This window comes from Variovorax sp. VRV01 (assembly GCF_014852545.1).
Taxonomy (GTDB): Bacteria; Pseudomonadota; Gammaproteobacteria; order Burkholderiales; family Burkholderiaceae_C; genus Variovorax; species Variovorax beijingensis_A.
The window spans coordinates 29772-56534 of sequence record NZ_JACVBS010000019.1; the positions used below are offsets into that span (position 1 = coordinate 29772).

A 26763-nucleotide genomic window follows, 5' to 3' on the forward strand; every position below is an offset into this window, starting at 1 on the left:
GATAGATCGGCCATGGCTTTCTCCAGCGACAACGTCGAGGTCTTCCTGGCCGTGATCGACCACGGCTCCTTTTCGGCTGCGGCGCGCGCGCTGCACAAGGTGCCCTCGGCCGTCAGCATGGCCATTGCCAACCTCGAGGCCGAACTGGCCCTGCCGCTGTTCGACCGCAGCGGCCGCGAGCCGCAGCCGACCGCCGCGGCCCGTTCGCTGGAGCCGCAGGCGCGGCTGCTGGCGGCCCAGCTGAAGCAGCTGCAGGTGCAGGCCCTGGCGCTCACGCAGGGCCTTGAAAACCGCCTCACGTTGGCCATTGCGCCCGAGTTGCTGGCCGCGCCCTGGAGCGGGCCGCTGGCCGCGTTGGCCGAGGAATATCCGCTGCTGCAGGTCGAGGTGCTGGCGGCGCCGCAGGCCGATGCGCTGGCGCTGCTGCACAGCGGTCGCGCGCAGCTGGCGCTGGTGTTCGAGCGCCCGAGCCTCGATGGGCGGGAAGGCTTTCAGGAAGTCGGCAGCGACACCATGGTGGCGGTGATGGCGCCTGGCCACCCCGTGCTGCTTGCGGCCGCCGGCGAGCGGCTGCGCGAGGAGCACCTCACGAATACCCGGCAGATCGTGGTGGCGGGCCGCGACCTGGCCACCAGCGATCCGCGCTTCGTGTTCGCGCGCCACGTCTGGCGCACCGACAACGCGCTGGCCGCACTGAGCCTGATCACGGCCGGCCTCGGCTGGGGCTGGCTGCCGCGCAATTTCGCCAGGCCGCACGTGGCCGCGGGCGCGCTGGTCGAGATTCCATTCGAGAACCTCAGCAACGGACTCGACCTGTGGGTCGACGTGGTGTGGTCGCGCGAGCGGCCGCTGGGGCTGGGGGCGCAGCGCTTCGTGGCACTGATCGCGCGCGACCGGCAGGCCGCGGCGGGCATTCCTGCCGCGAGCGCGCGCGGCTGATCAGTCGCGGTGGCCGTGGCCGCCGCCCTTTCCACCGCCACCACCGCCGCCATGGCCGTGGCCACCACCCCTGCCGCCACCTTCACCGCCTCCATGCGGGCGCCCGCCGCCCGGATGCATCTGCGGCTGGCCGGGCGGCGGTCCGGGCCGGAAGGCCGGCTGGGGCCGCGGCGGCTTGATGCCCGGGTCGGCCGGCGGGCGATAGCCCGGCCCCGGCCGTGGTGGACGGTAGCCCGGTCCCGGTTGCGGATGGAAGCCGGGCCCCGGCGCGGGCTTGAAGCCCGGGCCCGGCCATGGCCTCGGTTGCCAGGCCGGCCGCACCGGCGGCGGGGGACGCCAGCCGGGCATCGGCGGAGGCGGCGGCCGGCCGCCCCACCAGCGGCGCTCACCGTACCAGGGCCGGTCTCGGTAGTAGTCGGCCCAGTAGCTGCCGATCACGAACGTGACGACGGGCACGCCGATCACCGCGGCGTAGCTGGTCAGCGGCACGCGCCGCTCCTGGTAGGCGTAGTCCAGGCTCCGGGCCCAGACCCAGCCGCGTCCGCCGTCGGGCAGCACCACGTCGCACCAGCTGTAGCCGCCGGTGCAGCCGATCACGTCGAGCGGCTGGCCCGGCCCGAGTCGCGCCACCAGCGGATAGTCGCCCGAGGGGCCCGCGCGCAGGTTGACCGCGCCGCGCGTGAAGGCCTGCTGCGCCGCGGCGGCCAGCGGCAGGGCCAGCGCCATGGCGCCGATGCCGATCCAGCGCAGGGAAAGTTTGTTGTTCATGATCAGGCTTCCTTTGCGCCACCAGCCTAGGCGGCGGCCCGGATGCCGTCAATCAGCCGAGGGCGCGACAGCCCCGGCCGTCGGTCACGCGGCTTCGCGGTAGAAGCCGTTGTTGTTCAACAGCCGGCCGCTCATCGGCGCCACGGCCTTCCCGATGGCCGCGATGTGGTCCGGCGTGGTGCCGCAGCAGCCGCCCACGATGTTGACCAGCCCTTCGGCCGCGAACTCGTGCAACAGCCGCGAGGTGACGTCGGGCGTCTCGTCGAAGCCGGTCTCGCTCATCGGGTTGGGCAGGCCCGCGTTCGGGTAGCAGCTGATGAAGGTGTCGCCCGCCACCTTTGCGAGTTCCTGGATGTAGGGCCGCATCAGCGCGGCGCCGAGCGCGCAGTTGAGCCCGACGGCCAGCGGCTGCGCATGGCGCACGCTGTGCCAGAACGCGGTGACGGTCTGGCCGCTCAGGATGCGGCCCGAGGCGTCGGTCACGGTGCCGCTGATGATCAGCGGCAGGCGCTGGCCGCTGTGGTCGAAATACTCGTCGACCGCGAACAGCGCGGCCTTGGCGTTGAGCGTGTCGAAGATGGTCTCGACCAGGATCACGTCGGCGCCGCCCTCGACCAGCGCCTCGGTCTGCTCGTAGTAGGCCGCGCGCAGCTGCTCGAAGTCGACGTTGCGCGCGCCGGGGTCGTTCACGTCGGGGCTGATGCTCGCGGTCTTGGGCGTCGGGCCCAGGGCACCGGCCACGAAGCGCGGCTTGTCGGGCGTGCTGAACTTGTCGCAGGCCGCGCGCGCGAGCTTCGCCGATTCGAGGTTCATCTCGCGTGCGAGATGCGCCATCCTGTAGTCCTCCTGCGCGATGGTGGTGGCGCCGAAGGTGTTGGTCTCGATCAGGTCGGCGCCGGCCGCGAGGTAGCCCTCGTGGATGTCGCGGATCACGTCGGGCCGCGTCAGCGAGAGCAGCTCGTTGTTGCCCTTCACGTCGCGCTCGAAATCCTTGAAGCGCTCGCCCCGGTACTGTTCCTCGGTGAGCTTGAAGCGCTGGATCATCGTGCCCATTGCGCCGTCGAGGATGGCAATGCGCTTTTCGAGGATGCCGGCGAGTGCCTGGCCGCGGGTGTAAGTGACGGGCTTCATAGCCCCCGATTGTAGGAAGCGGGGCTGTCCCTGGCCGCCGTCGGTGCTTTAGCGGCCTTCGACGAATTCCAGCACCGCCTCGATCATGCGCCGCACATGCGGCTGCACGCCGGCCGCCACTTCGGGCAGGTAGTCGAAGGGCAGCTTCTCCTGCATGTAGCTCGACTGCGTCATCTCCAGCTGCACCGCGTGCACGCCGGCCGCGGGGTTGCCGTACTGGCGCGTGATGTAGCCGCCCGTGAAGCGGCCGTTGAGCACGCCCGTGTAGCCGGTGGCCGATTCGGCGATGCCCAGCAGCGTGGCGGCCAGCGCGGGGTCGCAGCTCGTGCCCTTGCCGGTGCCCAGGTTCAGGTCGGGCAGCTTGCCCTCGAAGAAGCGCGGCAGCACCGAGCGGATCGAGTGCGCGTCCCACAGCGCGATGGTGCCGTGCGCGGCCTTCAGGCGGTCGAGCTCGGCCTGCAGCTGCCGATGGTAGGGCTGCCAGATGGCGTCGCGGCGCGCGGCGATTTCATCGTCACCCGGCAGGTCGTCGCTGGACGCATAGACCGGCGTGTCGTCGAAGGTGTCGACCGGGCACAGGCCGGTGACGCTCTGGCCCGGATAGAGGCTGGCGCCATCCGGTGGCCGGTTCAGGTCGACCACGTAGCGCGAATGCGTGGCGACGAGCACCGAGGCGCCGAGCGCATCGGCAAAGTCGTAGAGCCGTTCGAGGTGCCAGTCGGTGTCGGGCACCTGGCGCGCCTCTTCGGTCAGGCGGGCGGCGAGCGCGGGCGGCACGTAGGTGCCGACATGCGGCATCGAGATCAGCAGGGGACGCGTGCCCTGGCGGAAGCGGAAGGCGGGTTCGGTGGTGATGAAACTCATGGGCTCAATTTTCCTGGAGAAGCTGGCCGCGCGCCGCGACGAAGGCGGCGGCGGCCTCGTTGTGCAAGGCATGGCGGCCGGCCGCGACGCGCGGCTGGCCCGACACCCAGACGGTGTCGATGGCCGAGGTGCGGTGGCTCGCAAAGACGTGGGCCGACAGCATGTCGGGCGCTGGCAGGCCTTGCAGCGCAAGCTGTGCGGCATCGAGCACGATGAAATCGGCCTGCTGCCCCGCGGCGAGGCCGCCGATGGCCCGGCCCGAAGCCTGCGCGCCGCCGCGCACCGCTTCGAGCGTAAGCGCGGTGGCCACATGCGGCTGCGCCGCGCTGGCGCCGACGTTGCGCTGCCGCCAGGCCAGGCGCTGGCTGTATTCGAGCATCAGCAACTCTTCCGCGGCATTGACCGTGGCATGGCTGTCGGAGCCCAGGCCCCAGGCGCCGCCGTGGTGGCGCCAGGCGGAAAAATCGAATATGCCGTCGCCCAGGTTGGCCTCGGTGGTCGGGCACAGGCCTGCCACCGCGCCGCTCTTGGCGCCGCGCTCGTATTCGGCCGCATCCATGTGCGTGGCATGCACCAGGCACCAGCGCGCATCGACCGGCGCATGGTCGAGCAGCCAGGCCACCGGGCGCTGGCCGCTCCAGGCCACGCAGTCGTCGACCTCCTTGGTCTGCTCGGCAATGTGGATGTGGATCGGCGCGCCCGGGTCGATGGCCTCGAGCCCCGCGATGGCTTCGCGCAGCGCGTCGGGCGGCACGGCGCGCAGCGAGTGCGGTGCCAGCCCGAGCCGCGCGCCTTGCGCTTCGCACGCGGGCTTGAGTCTATCGAGCAGGCGCAGCATCGAATCGGTCGAGCGGATGAAGCGGCGCTGCCCCTCGTTGGGCGGCAGGCCGCCGAAGCCGCTGGCCTGGTAGAGCACGGGCAGCAGCGTGAAGCCGATGCCGGCCTTCTTCGCGGCGCGCAGCAATGCGAGGCTCAGCGTCGCATCGTCGGCATAGGGGCGGCCGTCGGCATCGTGATGCACGTACTGGAACTCGCACACGCTGGTGTAGCCCGCCTCGAGCATTTCGGCATAGAGCCAGGTCGCGATGGCCTCCATCTGCTGCGGGCCGAGGCGCGCGGCAAAGCGGTACATCAGCGTACGCCAGCTCCAGAAGCTGTCCTGCTGCTGGGCGCGGTATTCGGTCAGCCCCGCGAAGGCGCGCTGGAAGGCATGCGAATGCAGGTTGGGCATGCCGGGGATCACCGGGCCGTTCGCCATCGGCGCGCCTGCGGCAGGCTGGGCGGCGGACTGCACCTGCGTGAGCTGGCCGGCGTCGTTCCACGACAGCCGCACGTTCTTCGCCCAGCCGCCGGGCAGCAGCGCGTCGGCCGCGAACAGCGTGTTCATTGGCTCGCCCCCACGGCGATGCGGCCTTGCCGCACGACGCTGCGCACCGGACGCTGGCCGAACCAGTAGGCGAGCTCGGCCGCATCGCGCACGTTCCACAGCACGAAGTTGGCGGGCATGCCTTCGGCGATCGCGCCGTGCGTCTTCTGCAGGCCGAGCGCGCGCGCCGCATGCACCGTGACGCCGGCCAGCGCCTCGGGCACGGTCAGGCGGAACAGCGTGCAGGCCATGTTCATCATCAACAGCAGGCTCAGCGCCGGCGAGGTGCCGGGGTTGTGGTCGGTGGACACCGCCATCGGCACGCCGGCCGCTCGCAGCGCCTCGATCGGCGGCAGGTGCGTGTCGCGCAGCGTGTAGTAGGCGCCGGGCAGCAGCACGGCCACGGTGCCCGACTGGCGCATGGCCTCGATGCCCTCGGCCGACAAATGCTCGATGTGGTCGCAGGACAGCGCGCCGTAGCGCGCGGCGAGCGCGGCGCCGCCCATGTCGGAGAGCTGCTCGGCATGCAGCTTGACCGGCAGGCCCATCGCCTTCGCGGCCTGGAACACCTGCTCGGTTTCCGCAAGCGAAAAGGCGATGCGTTCGCAGAACACGTCGACCGCATCGACCAGCCCCTCGGCCGCGAGCGCGGGCAGCATCTCATTGCAGACGAGATCGATGTACTCGCCGCTGCGGCCCGCATATTCGGGCGGCAGCGCGTGCGCGCCAAGGAAGGTGGTGCGCACGGTGACGCCATGGGCTTCGCCCAGGCGCCGCGCCACGCGCAGCTGCTTGCGTTCATGTTCGAGCGCCAGGCCGTAGCCCGACTTGATCTCGATGGCGCACACGCCGTCGGCCAGCAGCTGTTCGAGCCGGGGCACGGCCTGCGCGAAGAGTGCGTCTTCATCGGCCTCGCGCGTGGCGCGCACCGACGAGACGATGCCGCCGCCGGCCTTCGCCACTTCTTCGTAGCTGGCGCCCGCGAGCCGCATCGCGAACTCGTTGGCGCGCTGGCCGCCATAAACCAGGTGGGTGTGGCAATCGACGAGGCCGGGCGTGACGAGCGCGCCGCCACCATCGTGCAGCGGCAGGCCCTCGAAGCCGGCCGGCAGGGCGCTGCGTGCGCCGACCCAGCGGATCGTGCCCTCGGCCACCGCGATCGCGGCTTCGGTGCCGGCGTCCAGGGTGGTGCCGGGCGCGGCGCCGGGCGCCAGGCGCAGGCCCGTCCAGAGGCCGTCGGCCGATGGGGATGTGGTTGCGGATGTCATGTCTTGTCTGGTGTTTGCACAGCTTACGCCGGCACGATGCGGACCGCAGCCAGCCGCGCGCCTTCACCCTCGGGCACGGCCTGCCATGCCTGCGCGCTGTCGGTCCAGTACAGGCCTTCGCCTTCGCGGCAGGGCTCGCCGTTCAGCCGCCATGCGCCGCTCAGCGCGAGCAGCACGCCGTGCGGTGCGGCCTCGATGGCCGATGCATGGTCCAGCACCTGCACGTCGGCGTGCCACTGCCCATGCCGCGTCATGATGTTGAAGTCGTTCGATGCGCCGCCGAGCAGCGTGCAGTCGATCGCGTCGTCGCCGCTGAAGGCGAACGGCCGGTGCGGCACGTCGAGCCGGTGCTCGATGCGCCCATCGTGCGTGAACAGCCGCACGCCGTCGCCTTCGAGCAGCATGATGCTGCGGTCCACGCCCGCGAACACCGAGAACGGCCCGGCCGCCGCGATGGTCGCGATGCTTGCGCGCCAGCCGAAGCTGTCGAGCCCCGCTCCCTGCGGCCAGCTCACGATCTCCTGCGTGGTGCCGCCGCCGTTCTTCCAGGGCATGGCCGGGAGCGCCGCGCGCGAGAAACGCTGCACGTTGCTCATGATGGGACCTCTTGCTCCTTCCCCTTCCGGGGGAAGGCTGGGATGGGGGCGGCGCGCAACGAGCGCCGCGCGAAGGGCAAGGCCGTCGTGCCCCCACCCCTCCCCTCCCCCGGGAGGGGAGGGAGAAATGCGAATGCAGTGCCGCTCATCGCATCAGCCCGCCCTGCCGCAGCTTCTGTTCGAAGTGCCTGAGCACCAGCGTCATCGTGCCCGTGAGCACGAAGTACACGAGCGCGATCGCCAGGTAGACCTCCAGCGAGCGGTACGACACGCTGATGATCTTCTGCCCTTCGTGCATCACGTCGTGGATCGTCAGCAGCGACACCAGCGCCGAGTTCTTGATGAGCGCGATGAACTCGTTGCCCAGCGGCGGAATCATGCGCACCACCGCCTGCGGCAGCACGATCTCGCGCATCGCCGTGCCAGGCGTCATGCCCAGCGACTGCGCCGCCATGGTCTGGCCCTTGTCGATCGACTGGATCGCGCCGCGCACGATCTCCGACACGTACGCACCCGAATACACACCGAGCCCCAGCACGCCGCACAGGAAGGCCGGCAGCAGGATGCCGAAATGCGGCAGTCCGAAGAACAGGATGAACAGCTGCACCAGGAGCGGCGTGCCGCGAATCGCCGCCACGTAGGCCGTGCACACGCCGTAGAGCCAGCGCCGCTTCGGGTTGAGCCGGCCGATGCCCACCAGCAGCCCCAGCACGCAGCCGAGCGCGAGCGCGCAGGCGGTGATCTCCACCGTGACCAGCGCGCCGCGCAGCAGGTCGGGCCAGCCCTGCCAGACCGGCGAGAAGTCGAAATCCATGGGCCGCTTATTTGGCGTTGGCGCTGAACCACTTGGCGACGATCTGCGCGTAAGTGCCGTCGGCCTTGAGCTTCTCGATGGCGCCGTTCACCGCCTTGGTGAGCTCGGGCGTGTCCTTGCGGATGGCCATGCCGTATTCCTCGGTGGTGATCTGCTCGGGCAGCACCTTGAGGCCGCCGCGCGTGCGCACGTACTGGTAGGCGGCGGGCTTGCCGGTCACGGCGGCGTCGGCGCGGCCGATGTCCACGAGATTGAACATCTCCTGGTTCTTCTCGACTTCCATCAGCTGCACCTGCGGGAATTTTTCCTTGGTGTAGGCCACCGACTTGGTGCCCACCTGCACGCTGACCTTCTTTCCGTTGATGTCGGCCGGCGCCTTGATGGCCGTGTTGCCGTCCTTCACCATCACGACCAGGCCGCCCGCGTAGTAGGGCACGGTGAAGTCGACGACCTTCTTGCGCTCGTCGGTGATGTAGATGGCCGACACGGCCATGTCGAAGCGCCTGGACACCAGCCCCGGCACCAGGCCCTTGAAGTCGATGTCGATCCACTCGATCTTGCGGCCCAGCGTCTTGCCGATGGCCTCGACCAGCTCCACGTCGAAGCCGGTGCGCTTGCCGTTCTCCACGAATTCCATCGGCGGAAAGGTGGCGTCAGTGGCCACGCGCAGCGGCTCGCCCTGCGCTTGCGCGGTGGCGGCAAAGCCGAAGAAGGCGAGGCTGGAGAGTGCGGCGGCAACGAGGGTGCGGCGGGTGTTCATGGGAAGGCTTCCGTAGGTTGAAGAAAAATCGGTGCGGCGGATGGACCGCTACTGCAGCGCGCGCGAGATGCGCGCCGCCGTGACGACGGTCATGTGAAGCAACGCAGCTTCCATGCCTTCGACGCGCGTGAGCGGCGCCATGAGCGTGATCGCGCCGCGCAGGCGCCGGCCCGGGCCGAGCACCGGTGCGCTGGCACCCCAGACGCCGGCGTCGACCTCGCCGTGGGTCACGGCATGGCCGGCCTCGCGGATTGCGTCGAGCTCGGCGACACGCTCGGCGCGCCGCCCGGGACTCTCGCCGAGCGCATCGAGCAAGGCATCGCGCTGGTCGAGCGGCATGTGGGCCAGCAGGCACTTGGCGCTGGCGCCGTCGCGCGCCGGCACGCTGCGGCCGCGGTCGAAGGAGCAGCGCAGCGACTGCTCGCTGTCGATCATCTCGAGGCACACCACGCGGTCGTTCACGGCCGTGACCAGCGCCACGCTTTCATGGCTTTGCTGCGCGAGCGCGCGCATGTCGGCGCGCGCGGCCATGACGAGGTCGGAGTTGCCGTCGAAACCGCTCGCGAGCTGCACGCTCACGGGGCCGGGCGAATAGCGCCCGTCGGTCTCCATCACGAAGCCCCAGCGCCGCAGCACCGCGATCTGCCGGTACAGCGTGCTCTTGACGAGGCCCGTGGCCTGCACGAGCTCGGCCGCGCTCATCGCCGACTTGCTCTGCGCCAGCACCGACAGCACGCGCAGCGCGCGGTCGTTGTGGGCCGGAGCATCGAGGGGGGGCGTCATGGCAGGGCGGGCGGAAGTCCGAGGCGGGACGGCGTGCAGTATCTTGCGCGCCGTCCCGGGCTCCAAGCCCTCATTCCCACCCAGTGAGAATGCCGGCGCCTTTTTCCTGCCGGCGCCGCGCGCATCCGTGGGCGGTGTCGTCACTCCGGCTTGATGTTCCTTTTCCGGATCACGGCCGACCAGCGCGCGCTTTCGCTCTGGATGTTCGCGGCGATGTCCTGCGGCTTGCCGGCACCGGGCTCGAGGCCCAGGCCGGCGAACTTCTCCTTCATCTCGGGCTTGGCCAGCACGCGCGCCGTCTCTGCGTTGAGACGCTCGACGATGGCCTTCGGCGTGCCGGCCGGCGCCATCAGCGCATACCAGGAAATGGCCTCGAAACCGGGCAGGCCCTGTTCTGCGACGGTGGGCAGCTCCGGCATCGCGGCCGAGCGCTTGAGGCTCGCGAGGCCGATCGCCCGCAGCTTGCCGCTCTTGACGAAAGGCAGCACGGCCGAGAGCGAGCCGAACATCATCGTGACCTGCCCGCCCACCACATCGTTGAGCGCCGGGCCGATGCCCTTGTACGGCACGTGGATCAGCTGCACGTCGCCGTCGAGCGCCATCAGTTCGCCGGCCAGGTGCGCCTGGCTGCCGGCGCCGGGCGATGCGAAGCTCAGCGTGCCGGGCTTCTGCCTGGCGAGCGCGAGCAGCTCCTTCACCGACCCGGCCGGCACGGATGCATTGACGACCAGCACGTTCTCGACCACGGCAAGCATTGCGACCGGCTGCAGCTCCGACACCTTGTAGGGCAGCGACGGAAAGAGGCTCGGGTTCACCGCGACATTGCCGACCGGCACGATGCCGAGCGTATAGCCGTCGGGCGCGGCCTTGGCGATCTGCGCCACGCCGATGTTGCCCGCGGCGCCGACCTTGTTGTCGATGATGAAGGGCTGGCCCAGCGTGTCGACCAGCTCCTGGCCGAGGATGCGGGCCACCGCGTCGGCCGGACCGCCGGGCGCGAACGGCACGACGACGTGGATGGGTTTTTCGGGATAGGCCTGCGCATGCGCGAGCCATGGCGCGGCGCAAAGCAACAGGGGCAACAAGGCGGCCGCACGGCGGTTGATCGACATCAGAGTTCCTCGAAAGGGGGAATGGCACGAAGGGAGATCGCCGCAAGAACGTCGTAGTCCGCAGGATCGGGCGAGACGAAACCTGCAAGCAACAACCGTTCCGTCACGGCCGCGAGTTCGGGCGTGCGGGTGGCTTCCTGCAATGCGCTGCGAACGCGCGCGAGCTCGCCGGGCGTGAGCGGCGTCGTTGCGACGAGCGGCGGGATCGGCAGGGCCTCGGTGCTGTCGACGATGCGCACCTTCTGCGCGAGCGCCGGCTCGTTGCGCCGCAGCAGGTCGTGGTAGTAGCTGTCGAGCGGGCCAACGTCGATGCGGCCTTCGACGAGGGCCTCGATCACCCCGCGCGCATGGATGAGGCCGCCGACGGCACCGCGGTAAAGACGCGCGCCGCGCGCCGCGCGAAACGGCGCAAGATGGTTGCGCAACGCCACGCCGCCCGACATCGAGTCGGCCAGCGTGTAGCCCACGATGCCGCCGAAGGTGTCCGCCAGCGTTTCGAAGGCCGAGCCGGTGCGCACCACGATGTCGGTGAAGTACACCGGCCGGCCGCCATAGCGCGCGGGCGAAGGCAGCGGCGCGGCCACCAGCGTGGGGCGCGGCGCGCGCTGCGAGAACGGCAGGCCGCACATCATCGCGAGCCCGAGGTCGTCGCGCGCCCACAGCGCCGAGAGCGGCGCGGGCGCGTCGTAGTCGATCACGTCCCACGCGAGGCCCGCGCGTGCCAGCACCCACGCGAGAAGCTGCTTCCAGTCGGCGCGCACCGAGGCGGTGGCCGAGTACATGCGCGCGTTGGCGACGGGCGTCATCGCAGTGGCTCCGATGCGCCGGTCAACGGAAACGCAGTTGCTGGCCGAGCCCCATCTTCTTCGCCTTCGCGAGCATCGCCGCGCCAAGCGCGATATCCGACAGCGAGAGGCCGCGATGCCAGAACAGGTTGGTCTCTTCGTCGCTCTCGCGCCCGGGCTTCAGGCCCGCGACGATCTGTCCGAGCTCGGCATGCAGCGTCTTTTCCGACAGGCGGCCGCTGTCGACGTGCGCGCGCAGTGCACCGAAGGGGCCGGCCTTGGCCTGGCCCCAGTCGTCCATCACCATCTTGTCCATGATGTCGGTCAGCGACAGCTCGACCGCGCTCATGGTGCCGTACGGAATGACGCAGGCGCCCTTCTTGATCCACTCGGTCTTGAGCACCGGCTCCGGCTTCTCGAGGCGCGAGGCCTCGACCACGATGTCGGCGCCGCGCACGCACGATTCCCAGTCCTCGGTCACGACGATCTTCTTGCCGAGGTCGCGCTCCAGCCTGGCGGCAAAGGCGTTACGGCTCTCGGGCCGGCGTGAGTGCACGCGGATCTCGTCGAAGTCGAAGATCGAGTCGAGCAGACGCACGTTCCAGTACGAGGTGCCGCGCGCGCCGATATGGCCCAGGATCTTCGAATTCTTGCGCGCGAGATGCTTGGCGCCGATGGCCGTGATCGCGCCGGTGCGCATGTCGGTGATGTCGGAGGCATCGACGATGGCCACCGGCACGCCGGTCTTCGGGTCGAACAGGTTCAGCAGCGCGAGCTCCGACGGCAGGCCGACCTGGTAGTTGCGATAGAAGTCGCCCACCACCTTCACGCCGGCCACGCCGAGCGGCCGGATGTAGCCGCGCAGCACGTTGAAGTGGCCCGGGTAGTCCTTCTCGGGCACCAGGTGCATGCGCGGCTCGATGGTGGTCTCGCCGCGGCCCTGGGCCACGAGGCCCTCTTCGACGGCCGCGACGATCTCGGCATCGGTCATCGCAAGCGCCTGCACGTCGAGGTGGTTCAGGTAGTGCAGGTAGATGGGTTCGGAATTCGTTTCGGCAGACATTGCATCACCCATTCTTGATCATCGGCAGATTGAGGCCCTGCTTCTTCGCGGTGGCCACGGCAATGTCGTAGCCCGCGTCGGCATGGCGCATCACGCCGGTGGCCGGGTCGTTCCAGAGCACGCGTTCGATGCGCCTGGCCGCGGCGTCGGTGCCGTCGCACACGATCACCACGCCCGAGTGCTGCGAATAGCCCATGCCGACGCCGCCGCCATGGTGCAGGCTGACCCAGGTGGCGCCGCCGGCGGTGTTGAGCAGCGCGTTGAGCAGCGGCCAGTCGGAGACGGCATCGGTGCCGTCCTTCATGGCCTCGGTCTCGCGGTTGGGGCTGGCGACCGAGCCGGTGTCGAGGTGGTCGCGGCCGATGACGATGGGCGCCTTCAGCTCGCCGTTCTTCACCATCTCGTTGAAGGCCAGGCCGGCGATGTGGCGCTCGCCCAGGCCCAGCCAGCAGATGCGCGCCGGCAGGCCCTGGAAGGCGATGCGCTCGCGCGCCATGTCGAGCCAGCGGTGCGTGTGGGTGTTCTCGGGAAACAGCTCCTTGATCTTGGCATCGGTCTTGTAGATGTCTTCCGGGTCGCCCGACAACGCCACCCAGCGGAACGGTCCCTTGCCTTCGCAGAACAGCGGACGGATGTAGGCCGGCACGAAGCCGGGGAAGTCGAAGGCGTTCTGCACGCCTTCATCGAAGGCGACCTGGCGGATGTTGTTGCCGTAGTCGACCGTGGGAATGCCCATGGCCTGGAAGTCGAGCATGGCCTGCACGTGCACGGCGCACGACTTCGCGGCGGCCTTCTTGAGCGCGTCGTGCTGCGAGGCGTCCTTCATCGCGGCCTGCCATTGCGCAACGCTCCAGCCCGAGGGCAGGTAGCCGTTGATCAGATCGTGTGCGGAGGTCTGGTCGGTCACGAGGTCGGGCTTGAGCCCGCCGGCCTTCGCGCGCTTCACGAGTTCGGGCAGGATGTCGGCGGCATTGCCGAGCAGCGCGATCGACACGGCTTCCTTCGCGTCGCAATGCTGCTGGATGAGCTCGAGCGCATGGTCGATGTCGCGCGCCTGCTTGTCGACGTAGCGCGTGCGCAGGCGGAAGTCGATGCTGGTCTGCTGGCACTCGATGTTGAGAGACACCGCGCCCGCCAGCGTGGCCGCAAGCGGCTGCGCGCCACCCATGCCGCCGAGGCCGGCCGTGAGGATCCACTTGCCCGCGAGGCTGTTGTTGTAATGCTGGCGGCCGGCTTCGACGAAGGTCTCGAAGGTGCCTTGCACGATGCCCTGGCTGCCGATGTAGATCCAGCTGCCAGCCGTCATCTGGCCGTACATGAAGAGGCCCTGGCGGTCGAGCTCGTTGAAGTGCTCCCAGTTGGCCCACTTGGGCACGAGGTTCGAATTGGCGAGCAGCACGCGCGGCGCGTTCTCGTGCGTCTTGAACACGCCGACCGGCTTGCCCGATTGAATGAGCAGCGTCTCGTCGTCATTCAGTTCCTTCAGCGACGCGAGGATCTGGTCGTAGCAGGCCCAGTTGCGCGCGGCGCGGCCGATGCCGCCGTACACCACGAGGTCCTGCGGGCGCTCGGCCACCTCGGCGTCGAGGTTGTTCTGCAGCATGCGGAACGGGGCCTCGGTGAGCCAGCTCTTGCAGTTGAGCGTGCTGCCGCGCGGGGCGCGGATCACGCGCGTGGGGTCGTGGCGCGGGTCGGTGTTTTGCAGCGGGAGCTTTTCGGGTGCGTTCATGGCGAGGTTCTCCTTGATCGGTGTTCAGGCGTGGCTGGGCAGGATGTTCAAGAGCGCAGCCGGCAGCTCGGCCTTCAGCGCCCACTGGCGCATGGCTTCGATGTCGGGCGCGAGGTAGCGGTCGCGTTCGAGGAAAGCGACCTTCTGGCGGATGGCGGCGAACTCGGCTTCGACCAGCGGGGAGCTCTTGAGTCCGCGCTTGAGTTCAATGCCTTGCGCGGCGGCCATGGCTTCGATGCCCACCACCACCGCGGTGTTGTTGACCATGTCGCCGAGCCGGCGCGCCGCGAAGGTGGCCATCGAGACGTGGTCTTCCTGGTTGGCCGAGGTCGGCAGGCTGTCGACGCTCGCGGGATGGGCGAGCGACTTGTTCTCCGACGCGAGGGCCGCGGCCGTGACCTGCGCGATCATGAAGCCGGAATTCAGGCCGCCGTCGCGCACCAGGAACGGCGGCAGGCCCGACAGGCCGGTGTCGAGCAGCAGCGCGATGCGGCGCTCGGCAATCGCGCCCACTTCGCTCACGGCCAGCGCGATGATGTCGGCCGCAAAGGCGACCGGCTCGGCGTGGAAGTTGCCGCCCGAAATCACTTCGCCGGTGTCGGTGAACACCAGCGGGTTGTCCGAGGCGGCATTGGCCTCGATCACCAGCACGCGCGCGGCATGCGCGAGGTTGTCGAGGCAGGCGCCCATCACCTGCGGGATGCAGCGCACCGAATACGGGTCCTGCACGCGGCCGCAGTCGGCATGCGAGGGCACGATCTCGCTGCCTTCGAGCAGCGTGCGCACCGCGCCGGCCACCGCGATCTGTCCGGGCTGGCCGCGCGCGGCGTGGATGCGGGCGTCGAAAGGCTTGATCGAACCCTGGATGGCTTCGAGCGAGAGCGCGCCCGACATCAGAGCCGAGGCGAACACGTCCTCGGCGCCGAACAGGCCGGCAAGCGCGAGCGCGGTCGACACCTGCGTGCCGTTGAGCAGCGCCAGGCCTTCCTTGGGGCCGAGCACGAAGGGTTCGAGGCCGATGCTGCGCATGGCCTCGGCGCCGCCGACGACCTTGCCGTCGGCCAGGGTCGCCTCGCCCTCGCCGATCAGCACGCAGGCCATGTGGGCGAGCGGCGCGAGGTCGCCCGAGGCGCCGACCGAGCCCTTGCACGGGATGCGCGGCATGACGCCCGCATTGAACAGCGCCAGCAGCGCATCGGCCAGCGCCGGCCGCACGCCCGAATGGCCGCGCGCCAGGCTCACGGCCTTGGTCGCGAGCACCATGCGCACCACCGGCGCGGCCAGCGGCTCGCCCGTGCCCACGCTGTGCGAGAGCACGAGGTTGCGCTGCAGCTCGGCCAGGTGGTCGTTGCCGATGCGCGTGCTCGCGAGCTTGCCGAAGCCGGTGTTGATGCCGTAGACCACCTGGTCGTTCTCGACGATGTGGCGCACCGCCGCTTCGGCGCGCGCCATGCCCTCCTGCACCGAAGGATCGAGCGCCAGCCGCACGCCGCCGGCCTGGATGCGCCGCAGCATGGCGAGGTCCACCTTGCCGGGCGTGAGGGTCAGGGTGGTGGCGGTGTGATTGTTTCTTGGCATGTGAACCTGTCTATACAAGTGGTTGCGAGAGAAAACCTTGTCCTTCGGACACTAAAAAAGACTCACGGTCCCTTCGTGAAACACCGCGGAACCGGCTTTGCCGGGCCGCTGGTGTTGCCCCCGGCGAGGGGGTTGGCGAAGCGACACGAAGTGCGCGAAGACTGGGGGAGAGCCATAGTTCTAGCCGAACGACGGGTTGCCGTCGGCCTTGAAGCGGCTGCCCAGGCTGTAGCGCGACGCCGGATGCAGGCAGCGCACCCAGGTGACGGGCGTGTTGCGCGTCCAGGTGCGGCGCGTGAGCAGCAGGCAGGGATCGGTGGGCGCCATGGCGAGCCGCTCGGCCTGCTCGGCGGTGGGCAGCACGGCGTCGACCACGTGCTCGATCTGGTCGAAGGGCACGTGGCGCACCAGGTACTCGCTGGGCGGCACGGCGGCGAAGTCCTGCTCGAGGAAGTCGGGCACGACCAGCGGATTGACGTAGCGCTCTTCCAGCTGCACCGGCGTGTCGTTCTCCAGGTGCAGGCAGACGCTGTGGAACACCGAGGTGCCCGCGCGCATGTCGAGCCAGGCGGCGACGTCGGGCGAGGCGGACAGGCGTTCCACCGCGAGCATCTCGCAGCGGTAGTCGTGCCCGCGCTGGCGGATCTCGCTCGCGATGTTGGCGATCTGCAGCAGCGTGGACTGCGGCTTGTTCTCGGCCACGAAGCTGCCGACACCGGCCACGCGCACGATGCGGCCCTGCTCCATGAGTTCGCGCAGCGCGCGGTTCACCGTCATGCGCGAAATGCCGAACTGCGCGACCAGCTCGCTCTCCGACGGCAGGCGATGCCCGGCCGGCCAGGTGCCGTCCTGGATCCTGCGGGAGATGTGATCCTTGACTTGCGCATAGAGCGCGAGGGACGGCAGGTCGCGTTTCATGTCAGTGTTCGGCCGCGGCCATCGACTCGGCGCGGATCTCTTCCGTCAGCCGCGCCTTGATCTCCATGAACTCCGGCGAGGTCTTGATGGTGTAGCTGCGCGGATGCGGAAAATCGACCGCGATCTCGGTCTTGATGCGGCCCGGCCGCGCGCTGAACACCGCCACGCGGTTGGCCATGAAGATCGCCTCGTCGATGTCGTGCGTGACGAACAGCACCGTCTTGCGCGCCGACTCCCAGATGCCGAGCAGGAGCTCCTGCATCAGCACGCGGGTCTGGTTGTCGAGGGCGCCGAAGGGCTCGTCCAGCAGCAGCATCTTGGGGTCGTTGGCGAGCGCGCGCGCAATCGCGGTGCGCTGCTGCATGCCGCCCGAGAGCTGCTTCGGAAAGTGGTGCTCGAAGCCGCGCAGGCCCACCTTGGCGATGAAGAACTCGCTGCGCTCCTTCTGGTCGGCCTCGCTCATGCCGCGCTCGCGCAGCCCGAAGCGGATGTTCTGCGCCACCGTGAGCCACGGAAAGAGCGTGTAGCTCTGGAACACCACGCCGCGGTCGGCGCCCGGGCCGTCGATGCGCTCGCCGTCGAGCAGCACCTGGCCGGTGGTCGGGAAGTCGAGCCCCGCGACGATGCGCAGCAGCGTCGACTTGCCGCAGCCAGAGGGGCCGAGGATGGTGACGAAGTCGTTCTCGCGCACCTCGAAGTCGATCGGCAGCAGCGCCTGCGTGCGCTGGCCCCTGGTGCCGGTGAAGACGCGCGAGACGCCCTGGATGGAAAGCTGGTTGTTGGTCGTCATCACAGTGCCGCCCATGCAAAGAGGCGGCGGTTGAGCGCCTTGAAAGCGAAGTCGGACACCAGCCCGATGACGCCGATCACGATGATCCCGAAGATGATCTGTCCGGTGTTCAGCAAGGCCTGGCTGTCGGTGATCATGTGGCCGATGCCCGACGAGGAGCCGATGAGTTCCGCCACGATCACGTAGGTCCAGGCCCAGCCGAGCACCAGGCGCAGCGTCTCGGCAATGCCAGGGGCGGCGCCCGGGATGAGCACGCGCGCCACGATGCCTCGGCTCTTCGCGCCCAGCGTGTAGGCGGCCTCGACGAGGTCGCGCCGCGCACCGCCCACCGTCACCGCCACCATCAGCACGATCTGGAAGAACGAGCCGATGAAGATCACCAGCAGCTTCTGCATCTCGCCCAGGCCCGCCCACAGGATGAGCAGCGGAATGAAGGCCGACGCCGGCAGGTAGCGGCAGAACGAGACGAAGGGCTCGAAGAAGGCCTCCACGGCCTTCCAGGTGCCCATGGCAATGCCCAGCGGCACCGCCAGCACGGCCGCCAGCAGGAAACCGCCGAACACGCGCCACACGGTCATGCCCACGTCGCCGATGAAACCGAACTCGGCGAACAGCATCCAGCCTTCCTTCAGCATGGTCACCGGGCTGGCCAGGAAGGTCGGCGGCACGAAGCCGCCGAGCGTGGCAACGGACCACACGAGCACGAAGGCCACGAAGAAGCCGAGGCCCAGCAGCACGCGGGCGCGCCCGCTGACGGGCTCGAGCGGCGCGAGCGAGCGGCGCCGCGCGGGCGCGACGGCCTGGGGGGTTGCGGCCGATGCAGGCGCCGCCGCGCGCGGCGCCACCTGCGGCAGGGCCTTACTTGACGAAGCTTGCATCGAACATCGCCGTGTAGTCTTCGGGCGCCTTGCGGATCACGCCGGCCTCCAGCAGGATGGGCGCGGCTTCCTTCATGAAGCTGGTGAGTTCGCCCGCGAAGAATTTCTGGTTGGCCGCCTTGTCCTGCCAGCGCAGGTAGGCCGACGACTTGGCGAACTGCTCGCCGGTCTGCTTGACGGCCGAGCCCATGAGCTCGTTGGCCTTGGCGGGGTCGGCCTTGATCAGGTCGAGCGCCTCGAAGTATGACTGCGTCAACGCGGCGGCCGCCTTGGCGTTGGCCTTGAGCCAGGTGGGGGCGCAGCCCACGGTGTCCATCACCATCGGGTAGTCGAGCGTGGTGGCCAGGATCTTGCCGGCGGTGGGGTTGGCGCGCACGGTCGACAGGTAGGGCTCGTAGGTCATGGCGGCGTCGTTCTGGCCGGCCACGAAGGCCTGGGCCGCGGGCTGAGGCTCGAGCGAGACCACCTTCACGTCCTTCAGCGTCATGCCGTTCTTGTTGAGCATCCAGGCCAGCCCGAAGTAGGGCGCGGTGCCGGGCGCGCTCACGCCGATGCTCTTGCCCTTGAGGTCGGCAAAGCTCTTGACGTCGTTGCGCACCGCGAGGCCGTCGGCGCCGTAGGACTTGTCCATCTGGAAGATCTGCACGATCGGCACGCCGTTGGCGTTCCACGCCACGTGCGTCTCCACGGTGGTGGCCGCGCACTGGATCGCGCCCGCGGCCAGTGCCAGGTGGCGGTCCTTCTGCGGGATCATCTTGAGCTCGACGTCCAGCCCGTTCTTCTTGAAGATGCCGGCCTTGTCGGCCAAGGAGAGCGGCGCAAAGCCGGTCCAGCCCGACATGCCGAGCGCGATCTTGGTTTCCTGCGCCGCGGCCGTCTGGGCCATGCCTGCTGCACACGCACCTGCTGCCAGCAGCGAAGCGACTTTCACAACTACCGTCTTGACCATGGGTACTCCTGGGTCTGTTTTCTAGGAAAAGGCTTGGCGATGCACCCCCTCTCAAGGGCTGCGCACGCCTCGCATTGTTGCCAAGCGCCCCAACTTGTATATACAGGATAACCCGAAAGGCCACTTTCGGTGCATTCCTTCAGCAAAATGCACCAGATTGCTGTCTATACAGGAGGGGCGGCGGGACGGGCTTCACGATTGCAAACCTCGTGCCACAGTCATATCGATGCTGCTGGGGGACAATCAGCGGCTCCCCCTTCTGCTCTTTTCCCCATTCTTCGCATCCGCTGCCCGTGTCCTCGCTCGCTCCCCTCCCCCTCGACGCCCCCGGCAGCAGCAGCGCACCCGCCGACATCCTTCACGAAGTCTTCGGCTACTCGCAGTTCCGCGGGCCGCAGCAGGACATCGTCGAGCACGTGGTGGCCGGCGGCGACGCGCTGGTGCTGATGCCCACGGGCGGCGGCAAGTCGCTGTGCTACCAGATCCCGGCCATTGCGCGGCAGCGCGCGGGGCGCGGCGTCTCGGTGGTGGTGTCGCCGCTGATCGCACTGATGCACGACCAGGTCGGTGCGCTGCACGAGGCCGGGGTGAACGCGGCCTTCCTCAATTCCACACTCGACTGGGAACAGACGCAGGACGTCGAGCGCCGCATGCTGCGCGGCGAGATCACGCTGCTGTATGCGGCGCCCGAGCGCGTGAACACGCCGCGCTTCCTGTCGCAGCTCGATTCCCTGAAAGAGCGCGGCAAGCTCTCGCTGTTCGCGATCGACGAGGCGCATTGCGTGAGCCAGTGGGGCCACGACTTCCGGCCCGAATACCGCGCGCTCACGGTGCTGCACGAGCGCTACCCGGGCGTGCCGCGCATCGCGCTCACCGCCACCGCCGATGCGCTCACGCGCGCCGACATCGTCGAGCGGCTGCAGCTCGAGGAAGCGCGCCAGTTCGTCTCCAGCTTCGACCGGCCGAACATCCGCTACACCATCGTCGAGAAGAAGGACGCGACCACGCAGCTGCTGCGCTTCATCGAGCGCGAGCACGAAGGCGATGCGGGCGTGGTCTATTGCCAGTCGCGCAAGCGGGTGGAAGACGTGGCCGTGATGCTGCAGGGCGCCGGCATCAACGCGCTGCCCTACCACGCGGGCCTGGACGCGGCGGTGCGCCAGAGGCACCAGGACCGCTTCCTGCGCGAGGAAGGCGTGGTGATGGTCGCGACCATCGCCTTCGGCATGGGCATCGACAAGCCCGACGTGCGCTTTGTCGGCCACCTGGACATGCCCAAGAACATCGAGGGCTACTACCAGGAAACCGGCCGCGCGGGCCGCGACGGCGCGCCGGCCGATGCCTGGATGGCCTACGGCCTGCAGGACGTGGTGAACCAGCGCCGCATGATCGACGAAAGCCCCGCGGGCGAAGAGTTCAAGCAGGTGATGCGCGGCAAGCTCGACGCGCTGCTCTCGCTGGCCGAGGCGAGCGACTGCCGGCGCGTGCGCCTGCTGGGCTACTTCGGCGAGAAGAGCACGCCCTGCGGCAACTGCGACAACTGCCTCAATCCGCCGCAGGTGTGGGACGGCACGGATGCGGCGCGCAAGCTGCTCTCCACCATCTACCGCGTGCAGCAGTTGAGCGGCATCAGCTTTGGCGCGGGCCACATCATGGACATCCTGCGCGGCAAGGAAACCGAGAAGGTCAAGCAGTTCGGGCACGAGCGCATCAGCACCTTCGGGATCGGCGCGGAGTTCAGCGAAGTGCAGCTGCGCGGCGTGCTGCGGCAGCTCATTGCCACGGGCGCGCTGGCCGTCGATGCGGAAGCCTTCAACACGCTGAAGCTCACGGAAGGCTCGCGCGCGGTGCTCAAGGGCGAAGCGAACGTGACGCTGCGCGAGTCGGTCTCTTCGCCGGCCGCGCGCGGCGGCAAGCCCCGGCGCGAGAAGGCGGCGCGCGGCGCCCCGTCTCCGGCGGCCGCGGCACTCGACGCCGACGGGCAGAAGCGCTTCGAGGCGCTCAAGGCCTGGCGCGCCGAAGTAGCGCGCGAGCACAACCTGCCGGCCTACGTGATCTTCCACGACGCCACGCTGGCGGCCATTGCCGAACGCGCGCCCGCGACGCTCGAAGACCTGCAGGGCATCAGCGGCATCGGCACCAAGAAGCTCGAGGCCTACGGCACCGAGGTGCTGCGCGTCGCCTCGGCTTTCTAGGCCCGGCCCGCGCACATCGGTCAGCTCGCCGGCGGCAGCGTGATCGGCACCGGCCGCGTGAGCAGGTCGACGTACAACTCGAAGAAGCGTGCGTTGTCGAACTTCTTCACCACCGTCATCTTCTGCAGCGCCGGGCCCGCGGGCTGCGAGGCATAGCCGATCGAGCGGCCGTTGTCGGCGGCGCCGGGCTTGGCGACCACGTCGACATAGCGCTCGACGGTTTCGGTGGCATAGGCCGGATCGATGAGATAGGCGAGCGTGAGCGTGTCCCAGATGTTCTGCGTGTAGGCCGGGTTGTTCTCGAAGCCGTTGGTGCCGCTGAAGCCGTAGCCGTTGAGCTGGCGGAACACCTCGGTCACGGCCGTGGGCCGGGCCGGATGCGCGATGCGGTCGTAGATCGGCTTGGTCAGGAACACGGTGTCGGTCACGTCCAGCGGCACCACCACCTGCGGAATCGGCAGCCGCACCACGAACTGCGCGGCCTCGGGGTCGAACCACCAGTTGAATTCGGCGTACCTGGTGGTGTTGCCCGGCACGTCGACCGCGCCGCCCATGTAGATGATCTTCTTGATCAGCGGCACGATCTCGGGGTTCTGCTTGACCGCGAGCGCGATGTTGGTGAGCGGGCCGATGGCCAGGATGGTGATCTCGTTGGGGTTGGCCTTCACGGTGTCGACGATGAAGTCGACCGCGCTCCTGCGCTGGAGCACCGTGTGGGTGGCAAAGCCGTCGGGCGGGGGCTTCAGGTCGGCATCCGTCTTGGGCTCGGGCGAACTCCAGGCGCCCAGGTAGCCGTCGCCGCCGGAGCCGGCCGCCATCTCGGCCTCGATGGTGGCGTAGTCGTGGTTGAAGGCGTAGTTCGCACCCGAATAGACGCCGATGCGGTCGCCCACGCCCAGCCGCTCGACCGACTTCAGCGCGTCCGCCACGCCCTGCCTGAGCCACTGGTTGCCCGAAACCACGCTGATGCCCATGACCTGCACCTTGCCCTGGGCCTGCAGCTGCGCGGCCATGACGCCGAGCTGGCCGTCGTCGCTCATGGTGTTGTAGTCGCTGTCGATGATGATCTTCTGCGCCGGCGGCGGCGCCGCGCCGAAGCCCGGTGCGAGCCCGAAGCCGCCGTTGCCGTTGCCGCCGCCCCCGCAGGCCGAGAGCACCGTGGCGAGCAAGGCCGCTGCCATCCATCTGCGTCGCTGAATCCGAATCGTCATACCGGCTCCTTTTCGAATGGTCTTGCCATGTAGAACTAAATGCCAAACGTTTGCGCAAACGTTTGCCTGAACTCTAAAGCGCATGCCACGAGCGCGGCAACGCGCAAGGTTTCAAGGGGTAACCGAGGCCGGTGCCGAAGCGGGTCAGCCCGGCGACGGCGCGGCTTCGAGCAGGCGCATTTCGCGCAGCGGAGAGCGATGGAGCAGGTAGGGCTGTTCGTCGTCGGCCGTTCCGGATTTCTCGAGTTCCGCCTGGGACTTGGCCGAGGCCGAAACAGGGCAGGCACCGCCGTTGCGCATGGCAAGCGCGGCCGCGAGGCGCGCCTCGGCCGGGTCTCCGAGCTGGTGGCCGAAATCGTCGGCAACGGCGCAGTCGGGCGCGAATCCGTCGCCGTAGTCGCCGAAGTTCTTGTTGTTGACACCCTGGAACTGGATCGCGAAGTAGCTGGTGCCGCAGTTGTCCTGCGGAGAAAAGCCATAGGGCTTGCCGCAGGTGGTGCCGCCCACGAGATTGACCTTGACGTCGATGCCGCGCAGGCCGTTGACGACCGCCTCGCTGGCGGAGCAGGTGTCGCGGCTGACCAGCACCGTGACCTGCGAAAGGCCGAGCCTCGGCAGCGTGGCGCCGGTGCGGCTGGTGCCGAGGAACGGATAGATGGTCTGCGCCGGCGTCAGGTGGAACGGGTTCTTGTCGTTGAAGGCCAGGCGCTCGAAAACCTTGCCCGAGGTGGCGCCCGGCGAAGACACCATGGAGGCGAGCCGGTTGGCGATGTTGAGCTGGCCGCCGCCGTTGTAGCGCATGTCGAGCACCAGGTCCTGCACGCCGTCCTGCTTGAACTGGTTGAAGGCGTTGACGAGCTGCGATTCGGAGGTCGTGATGTGGTCGTTGAAGAGCAGGTAGCCCACGCGGCCGCTGCCGGTGTCGATCGTCTTCACGTTCTGCACCGGCGTGCGCGTGATCTTCGCGGCCGCCAGCGTGATGGGCGCCTGCCGGACGCCGCCCACCTCGAACACGAAGGTGTGCGACTCGCCCTCGGTTTGCGGCGAGATCGCGCGGTTGATCGCATCGACGTTCTCGGTGCCGGTGCTGCCGACGGCATCGACGCCGTCGACTTCGACGATCTTCGCGCCCCGCTGGAGGCCTGTATTCGCGGCGGGCGAATTCGGCTCGACGAAGGCGATGCGCATGTTGCGCGGCGGAGAACTGCGCACGATGGCAATCTCCATGCCGTAGCCCGGCGCCACGCCGTTCTCCGAGAGCTGCCGATAGCGCTCGGTGTCGTACACGTAGTGGAAGCGGTCCTTCGCGCGGCCCGAGGCCGTGAGGGCCGGGCTCTTGAGCACGCTGAAGTAGGCCACCGGCGTGGCGTAGTCGGCGGCCTTGAGGGTGGTCGGCACCTCGCCGTACCAGAGGTAGGTTTCGTCGATCCAGCCGCGCACCCAGCGCTTCTCGTCGGTCAGCGTGCCGGGCTTGTCGGGATAGGCCGCCCCTGTTGCGGGGTTGACGCCGGCGCGCGGCGCGGCGCACAGGCCGGCCACGGTGGCCGAGGCAAGGATGGCATCGTCGTCGCCACCGCCGCCGCCGCTGGCGGGAGGCGGCGCGCTGCCGGGCGGCGCGATGACCGGAAACCCGCCGCCTCCGCCCCCTCCTCCGCCGCCACCGCCACAGCCTGCCAGCGCGCAGACGATGCCGGCCAATGCGAATGCGGCCGCAGCCGATGCGGTGAAGCGCGGCGTCGCCCGCGCATGCCCATTGCCCAAGCTCATCGAGCCCTCCTCGTGCCCGCCGTGGCGGACGGTTTTTCTTTCTTGTCTGCCGCGCTGCCGCGGCCTTCCTGCTTGCTTTTTGCTACTGCATGAAGCCGATGCCGCGCGACTCGCGCACCTCGGGCTTGATGCGGTGCTCGGCCTCGAGCTGGTCGAGGAATTCGGCGGCCGAGAACTCGACCGCAAGAATATCCGTCTGCCGCTTCACGGCCGCGAAATCCCCCGGGCACAGCTGGTGCAATGGCGCCAGCCGCGCCTTGATCTCCCCAGTGAGCAGCGCAGCGTCGCCCGCCAGCGCCTCGGTCACGAACATGCGCTCGCGCTGCGGCGCGGTGAGCGGCATGAACTTGATCTTGAAGGTGAAGCGCCTGAGCGCCGCCTGGTCGAGCCGGTCGAGCAGGTTGGTGGTGCAGATGAAGACGCCGTTGAAGCGCTCCATGCCCTGCAGCATCTCGTTGACCTCGGTCACTTCGTAGGTGCGCTGCGCGCCGCGCCGGTCCTGCAGGAAGCTGTCGGCCTCGTCGAGCAGCAGCACGGCCTTCTCGGCCTCGGCCTCCTTGAACATGGCCGCCATGTTCTGCTCGGTCTCGCCGACGTACTTGCTCATGAGGTCGCTGGCCTGCTTGATGATCAGCGGCCGGCCGATGGCCTTGGCGATGTGCTCGGCCAGCGCGGTCTTGCCGGTGCCGGGCGCGCCGTAGAAGCACAGCGTGCCGTGGCCGCGCGCCTTGATCGCCGCCACGATCCGCGGGATCTCGAAGCGGGTCTCGACGTTGAGCATGTCGAGGTCGTAGGTGGTGACGCTGCGCCGCTCGCCCGGGCCGGTGTCGAGCGTGCCGAGCGCGAGGTCGGCGTTCTTGAGCTGGCGCTCGATCAGCGCCTCCATCGAGGCGCCGTCCTCCGTCTGCGCCAGCCCCGCAAAGCGCACCGCGGTGCGGATCTGCGCGGGCGTGAGGCCCTTGCGCTCGGCCAGCTTGGCGGTGAAGGCCTCGGACACGACGATGCCTTCGAGCGTCTTCTTCACGAGCTGCTCGCGCGCACCGGGCGGTGGCGACTTGAGCTCCAGGTGGTAGGCGAAGCGGCGCCGGAACGCCGGGTCGATCTGCTCGATGCGGTTGGTGACCCACAGCGTGGGCACCGGGTTGGCCTCGAGGATCTGGTTGACCCAGGCCTTGCCGCTCACGCTGCCGCTGGTGGGCGCGGGAATCTGCTCGGCGCGCGCCATGAACTGCGCGGCCTCGGTGCTGATGGGCGGGAACACGTCCTCGACTTCGTCGAACAGCAGCGCAGCCTGCGCGCTTCCCTTGAGAAACACCTGCGCGATCTGCAGCGAGCGGTAGCGGTCGCGGCCGGACAGCGAATTGCCGTCGCGGTCGGCGTATTCGACCTCGAACAGCTCGAGCCCCGCCGCCTGCGCCACCACCTTGGCGAGCTCGGTCTTGCCGGTGCCGGGCGGCCCGTAGAGCAGCACGTTGACGCCGGGCTCCTTGCGCGCCACCGCCGCGCGCAGCAGCGTGACGAGCATCTGCGCGTCTTCCTCGACGAAGGAAAAGTCGTGCGTGGTGAGCGCGCTCTTGGCGGAAGGCCGCGTGAACACGGCCATCAGTTCGTTGTGGTCGCGGTATTCGCGCATCAGCACCGGCGGCAGCTTCTCGCTGACCTTCATGAGGTCGGCCAGGTCGGTGATGTTGTGCTCGGAAATCAGGTTCTCGACCAGCCCGATGCGTTCCAGCCGCGAGCCTGCCCGCAGGGCCTCGCCCACCTCGGTGGCATTGACGCCCGCGATGTCGGCAATGGCGGCATAGGCCTCGGGCGCGTTGTTGACCTTGAACTCGACCAGCAGCGAACGCAGGTCGCGCTGGTAGCGCGCGAGCGTGCCGTAGAGCAGCAGCGCGCGCTCGGCCTTGTTGAGCTGCAGCAGGCCCGCGAGCGCATCGATGTTCTTCTCGACCAAGGTCGACTGCTTGCGCAGCGCATGCGTGAGCCAGTCGCGCGTGACGGCCAGCACCGAGAGCAGGTCCTTGGGGTAGTCCTTGGCGTATTCGTCGAGGTAGAAGAACAGCGTGCCTTCCTCGTAGGGCCCGCGCCACACGCCGTGCCGCTCGAGCAGCGTGCGGCCGTCGAAATTCTCGACGCCCTTCCAGGCCTCGTTGCCGGCGCAGCGCCGGCCCAGGAATTCGCGCAGCCGCTGCAGCACCGCGGCCGGCCACACCAGGTGGCGGCCGGTGAGCGAGAGCAGGCCGTTGATGTCGCGGCGCACGTTGAAGCGCGGCCCCTGCTTGGCGGCCAGCGTGAGCACGAAGTGCGAACACATCAGTTCGAGCACCGGCGCACCCTTGAGCCCGGGCGACGGCAATGCCTGCCCGCGTACCGCAGCAGCCACCACATCGACACCCGCACGCTTGACCATCGGACAACCTCCAGACGAGGAACTTCTTGGGGCGACCATAACGCAGACTTTTGGCTTCGGGAAGACGCGCGAGCGGTAAAAACCCTGAT

Annotated in this window: 23 protein-coding genes; 2 read left to right on the forward strand and 21 right to left on the reverse strand. The window is 68.9% G+C overall.

Annotated elements, in window-relative coordinates; all coding sequences use genetic code 11:
* Window positions 1–12 precede the first annotated feature (12 nt).
* Complete coding sequence (locus IB278_RS26940; RefSeq protein ID WP_145738632.1) at window positions 13–939, forward strand: LysR family transcriptional regulator; 927 nt, start codon at window positions 13–15, stop codon at window positions 937–939.
* Here IB278_RS26940 and IB278_RS26945 read toward each other — a convergent pair whose 3' ends face one another.
* The 18 genes from IB278_RS26945 to IB278_RS27030 form a co-directional block, all read right to left on the reverse strand.
* Window positions 940–1707: an SH3 domain-containing protein gene (locus tag IB278_RS26945; protein ID WP_192326714.1), complete on the reverse strand. Its 768-nt coding sequence runs from the start codon at window positions 1705–1707 to the stop codon at window positions 940–942.
* An 84-nt stretch (window positions 1708–1791) separates the two neighbouring features.
* The gene (locus tag IB278_RS26950; RefSeq protein ID WP_145738636.1) at window positions 1792–2838 is read right to left on the reverse strand and encodes a homocysteine S-methyltransferase family protein; all 1047 of its coding nucleotides are present in this window, start codon (window positions 2836–2838) and stop codon (window positions 1792–1794) included.
* A 48-nt stretch (window positions 2839–2886) separates the two neighbouring features.
* The gene (hutG, locus tag IB278_RS26955) at window positions 2887–3702 is read right to left on the reverse strand and encodes an N-formylglutamate deformylase (RefSeq protein WP_145738638.1); all 816 of its coding nucleotides are present in this window, start codon (window positions 3700–3702) and stop codon (window positions 2887–2889) included.
* A gap of 4 nt (window positions 3703–3706) precedes the next feature.
* A complete protein-coding gene (locus tag IB278_RS26960; protein ID WP_192326715.1) occupies window positions 3707–5089 on the reverse strand; it encodes a formimidoylglutamate deiminase in 1383 nt (460 codons plus the stop codon).
* Window positions 5086–6336, reverse strand: a complete 1251-nt coding sequence (gene hutI / locus IB278_RS26965; protein WP_145738642.1) for an imidazolonepropionase — start codon at window positions 6334–6336, stop codon at window positions 5086–5088. Before hutI ends, IB278_RS26960 begins: the two co-directional genes overlap by 4 nt.
* A gap of 23 nt (window positions 6337–6359) precedes the next feature.
* Window positions 6360–6932, reverse strand: a complete 573-nt coding sequence (locus IB278_RS26970; protein ID WP_192326716.1) for a HutD family protein — start codon at window positions 6930–6932, stop codon at window positions 6360–6362.
* A 145-nt stretch (window positions 6933–7077) separates the two neighbouring features.
* A complete protein-coding gene (locus tag IB278_RS26975; RefSeq protein ID WP_124961348.1) occupies window positions 7078–7746 on the reverse strand; it encodes an amino acid ABC transporter permease in 669 nt (222 codons plus the stop codon).
* Window positions 7747–7753: 7 nt separating this feature from the next.
* Entirely contained in the window at window positions 7754–8506 is a 753-nt protein-coding gene (locus IB278_RS26980; RefSeq protein WP_145738646.1) for a transporter substrate-binding domain-containing protein, read from the reverse strand.
* 48 nt (window positions 8507–8554) lie between these two features.
* The gene (locus tag IB278_RS26985) at window positions 8555–9289 is read right to left on the reverse strand and encodes an IclR family transcriptional regulator (RefSeq protein ID WP_192326717.1); all 735 of its coding nucleotides are present in this window, start codon (window positions 9287–9289) and stop codon (window positions 8555–8557) included.
* A 140-nt stretch (window positions 9290–9429) separates the two neighbouring features.
* Window positions 9430–10401 carry a tripartite tricarboxylate transporter substrate binding protein gene (locus tag IB278_RS26990; protein WP_145738650.1) on the reverse strand — a complete coding sequence of 324 codons (972 nt, stop codon included), beginning with the start codon at window positions 10399–10401 and terminating at the stop codon, window positions 9430–9432.
* Window positions 10401–11207 (reverse strand): phosphate/phosphite/phosphonate ABC transporter substrate-binding protein, encoded by an 807-nt coding sequence (locus IB278_RS26995; RefSeq protein WP_145738652.1) that lies wholly within the window; start codon window positions 11205–11207, stop codon window positions 10401–10403. The genes IB278_RS26990 and IB278_RS26995 overlap by 1 nt, the downstream gene beginning before the upstream one ends.
* 22 nt (window positions 11208–11229) lie before the next feature.
* A complete protein-coding gene (locus tag IB278_RS27000; RefSeq protein ID WP_145738654.1) occupies window positions 11230–12249 on the reverse strand; it encodes an ornithine cyclodeaminase family protein in 1020 nt (339 codons plus the stop codon).
* Between the two features lie 4 nt (window positions 12250–12253).
* A complete protein-coding gene (gene hutU / locus IB278_RS27005) occupies window positions 12254–13978 on the reverse strand; it encodes a urocanate hydratase (protein WP_145738656.1) in 1725 nt (574 codons plus the stop codon).
* Between the two features lie 24 nt (window positions 13979–14002).
* Entirely contained in the window at window positions 14003–15556 is a 1554-nt protein-coding gene (gene hutH, locus IB278_RS27010) for a histidine ammonia-lyase (RefSeq protein ID WP_145738657.1), read from the reverse strand.
* Between the two features lie 180 nt (window positions 15557–15736).
* Complete coding sequence (gene hutC / locus IB278_RS27015) at window positions 15737–16474, reverse strand: histidine utilization repressor (RefSeq protein ID WP_145738659.1); 738 nt, start codon at window positions 16472–16474, stop codon at window positions 15737–15739.
* Window position 16475: 1 nt separating this feature from the next.
* A complete protein-coding gene (locus IB278_RS27020; protein WP_145738661.1) occupies window positions 16476–17264 on the reverse strand; it encodes an ABC transporter ATP-binding protein in 789 nt (262 codons plus the stop codon).
* Window positions 17264–18142: an ABC transporter permease gene (locus IB278_RS27025; RefSeq protein ID WP_145738662.1), complete on the reverse strand. Its 879-nt coding sequence runs from the start codon at window positions 18140–18142 to the stop codon at window positions 17264–17266. The genes IB278_RS27020 and IB278_RS27025 overlap by 1 nt, the downstream gene beginning before the upstream one ends.
* Window positions 18123–19091 (reverse strand): ABC transporter substrate-binding protein, encoded by a 969-nt coding sequence (locus IB278_RS27030; protein ID WP_192326718.1) that lies wholly within the window; start codon window positions 19089–19091, stop codon window positions 18123–18125. The genes IB278_RS27025 and IB278_RS27030 overlap by 20 nt, the downstream gene beginning before the upstream one ends.
* A 293-nt stretch (window positions 19092–19384) precedes the next feature.
* Between IB278_RS27030 and recQ the strand changes: the two genes are divergently transcribed.
* On the forward strand, window positions 19385–21286 hold the full coding sequence (gene recQ / locus IB278_RS27035) for a DNA helicase RecQ (RefSeq protein ID WP_145738666.1): 1902 nt from the start codon (window positions 19385–19387) through the stop codon (window positions 21284–21286).
* A 20-nt stretch (window positions 21287–21306) separates the two neighbouring features.
* On the opposite strand, the gene IB278_RS27040 is transcribed toward recQ, so the two are convergent.
* The 3 genes from IB278_RS27040 to IB278_RS27050 form a co-directional block, all read right to left on the reverse strand.
* The gene (locus IB278_RS27040; RefSeq protein WP_145738668.1) at window positions 21307–22497 is read right to left on the reverse strand and encodes a nucleoside hydrolase; all 1191 of its coding nucleotides are present in this window, start codon (window positions 22495–22497) and stop codon (window positions 21307–21309) included.
* 144 nt (window positions 22498–22641) lie between these two features.
* On the reverse strand, window positions 22642–24264 hold the full coding sequence (locus IB278_RS27045) for a S41 family peptidase (RefSeq protein WP_145738670.1): 1623 nt from the start codon (window positions 24262–24264) through the stop codon (window positions 22642–22644).
* A gap of 82 nt (window positions 24265–24346) precedes the next feature.
* Window positions 24347–26674, reverse strand: coding sequence for an ATP-binding protein (locus IB278_RS27050; protein WP_145738672.1), 2328 nt, complete (start codon window positions 26672–26674; stop codon window positions 24347–24349).
* Between the last annotated feature and the right edge of the window lie 89 nt (window positions 26675–26763).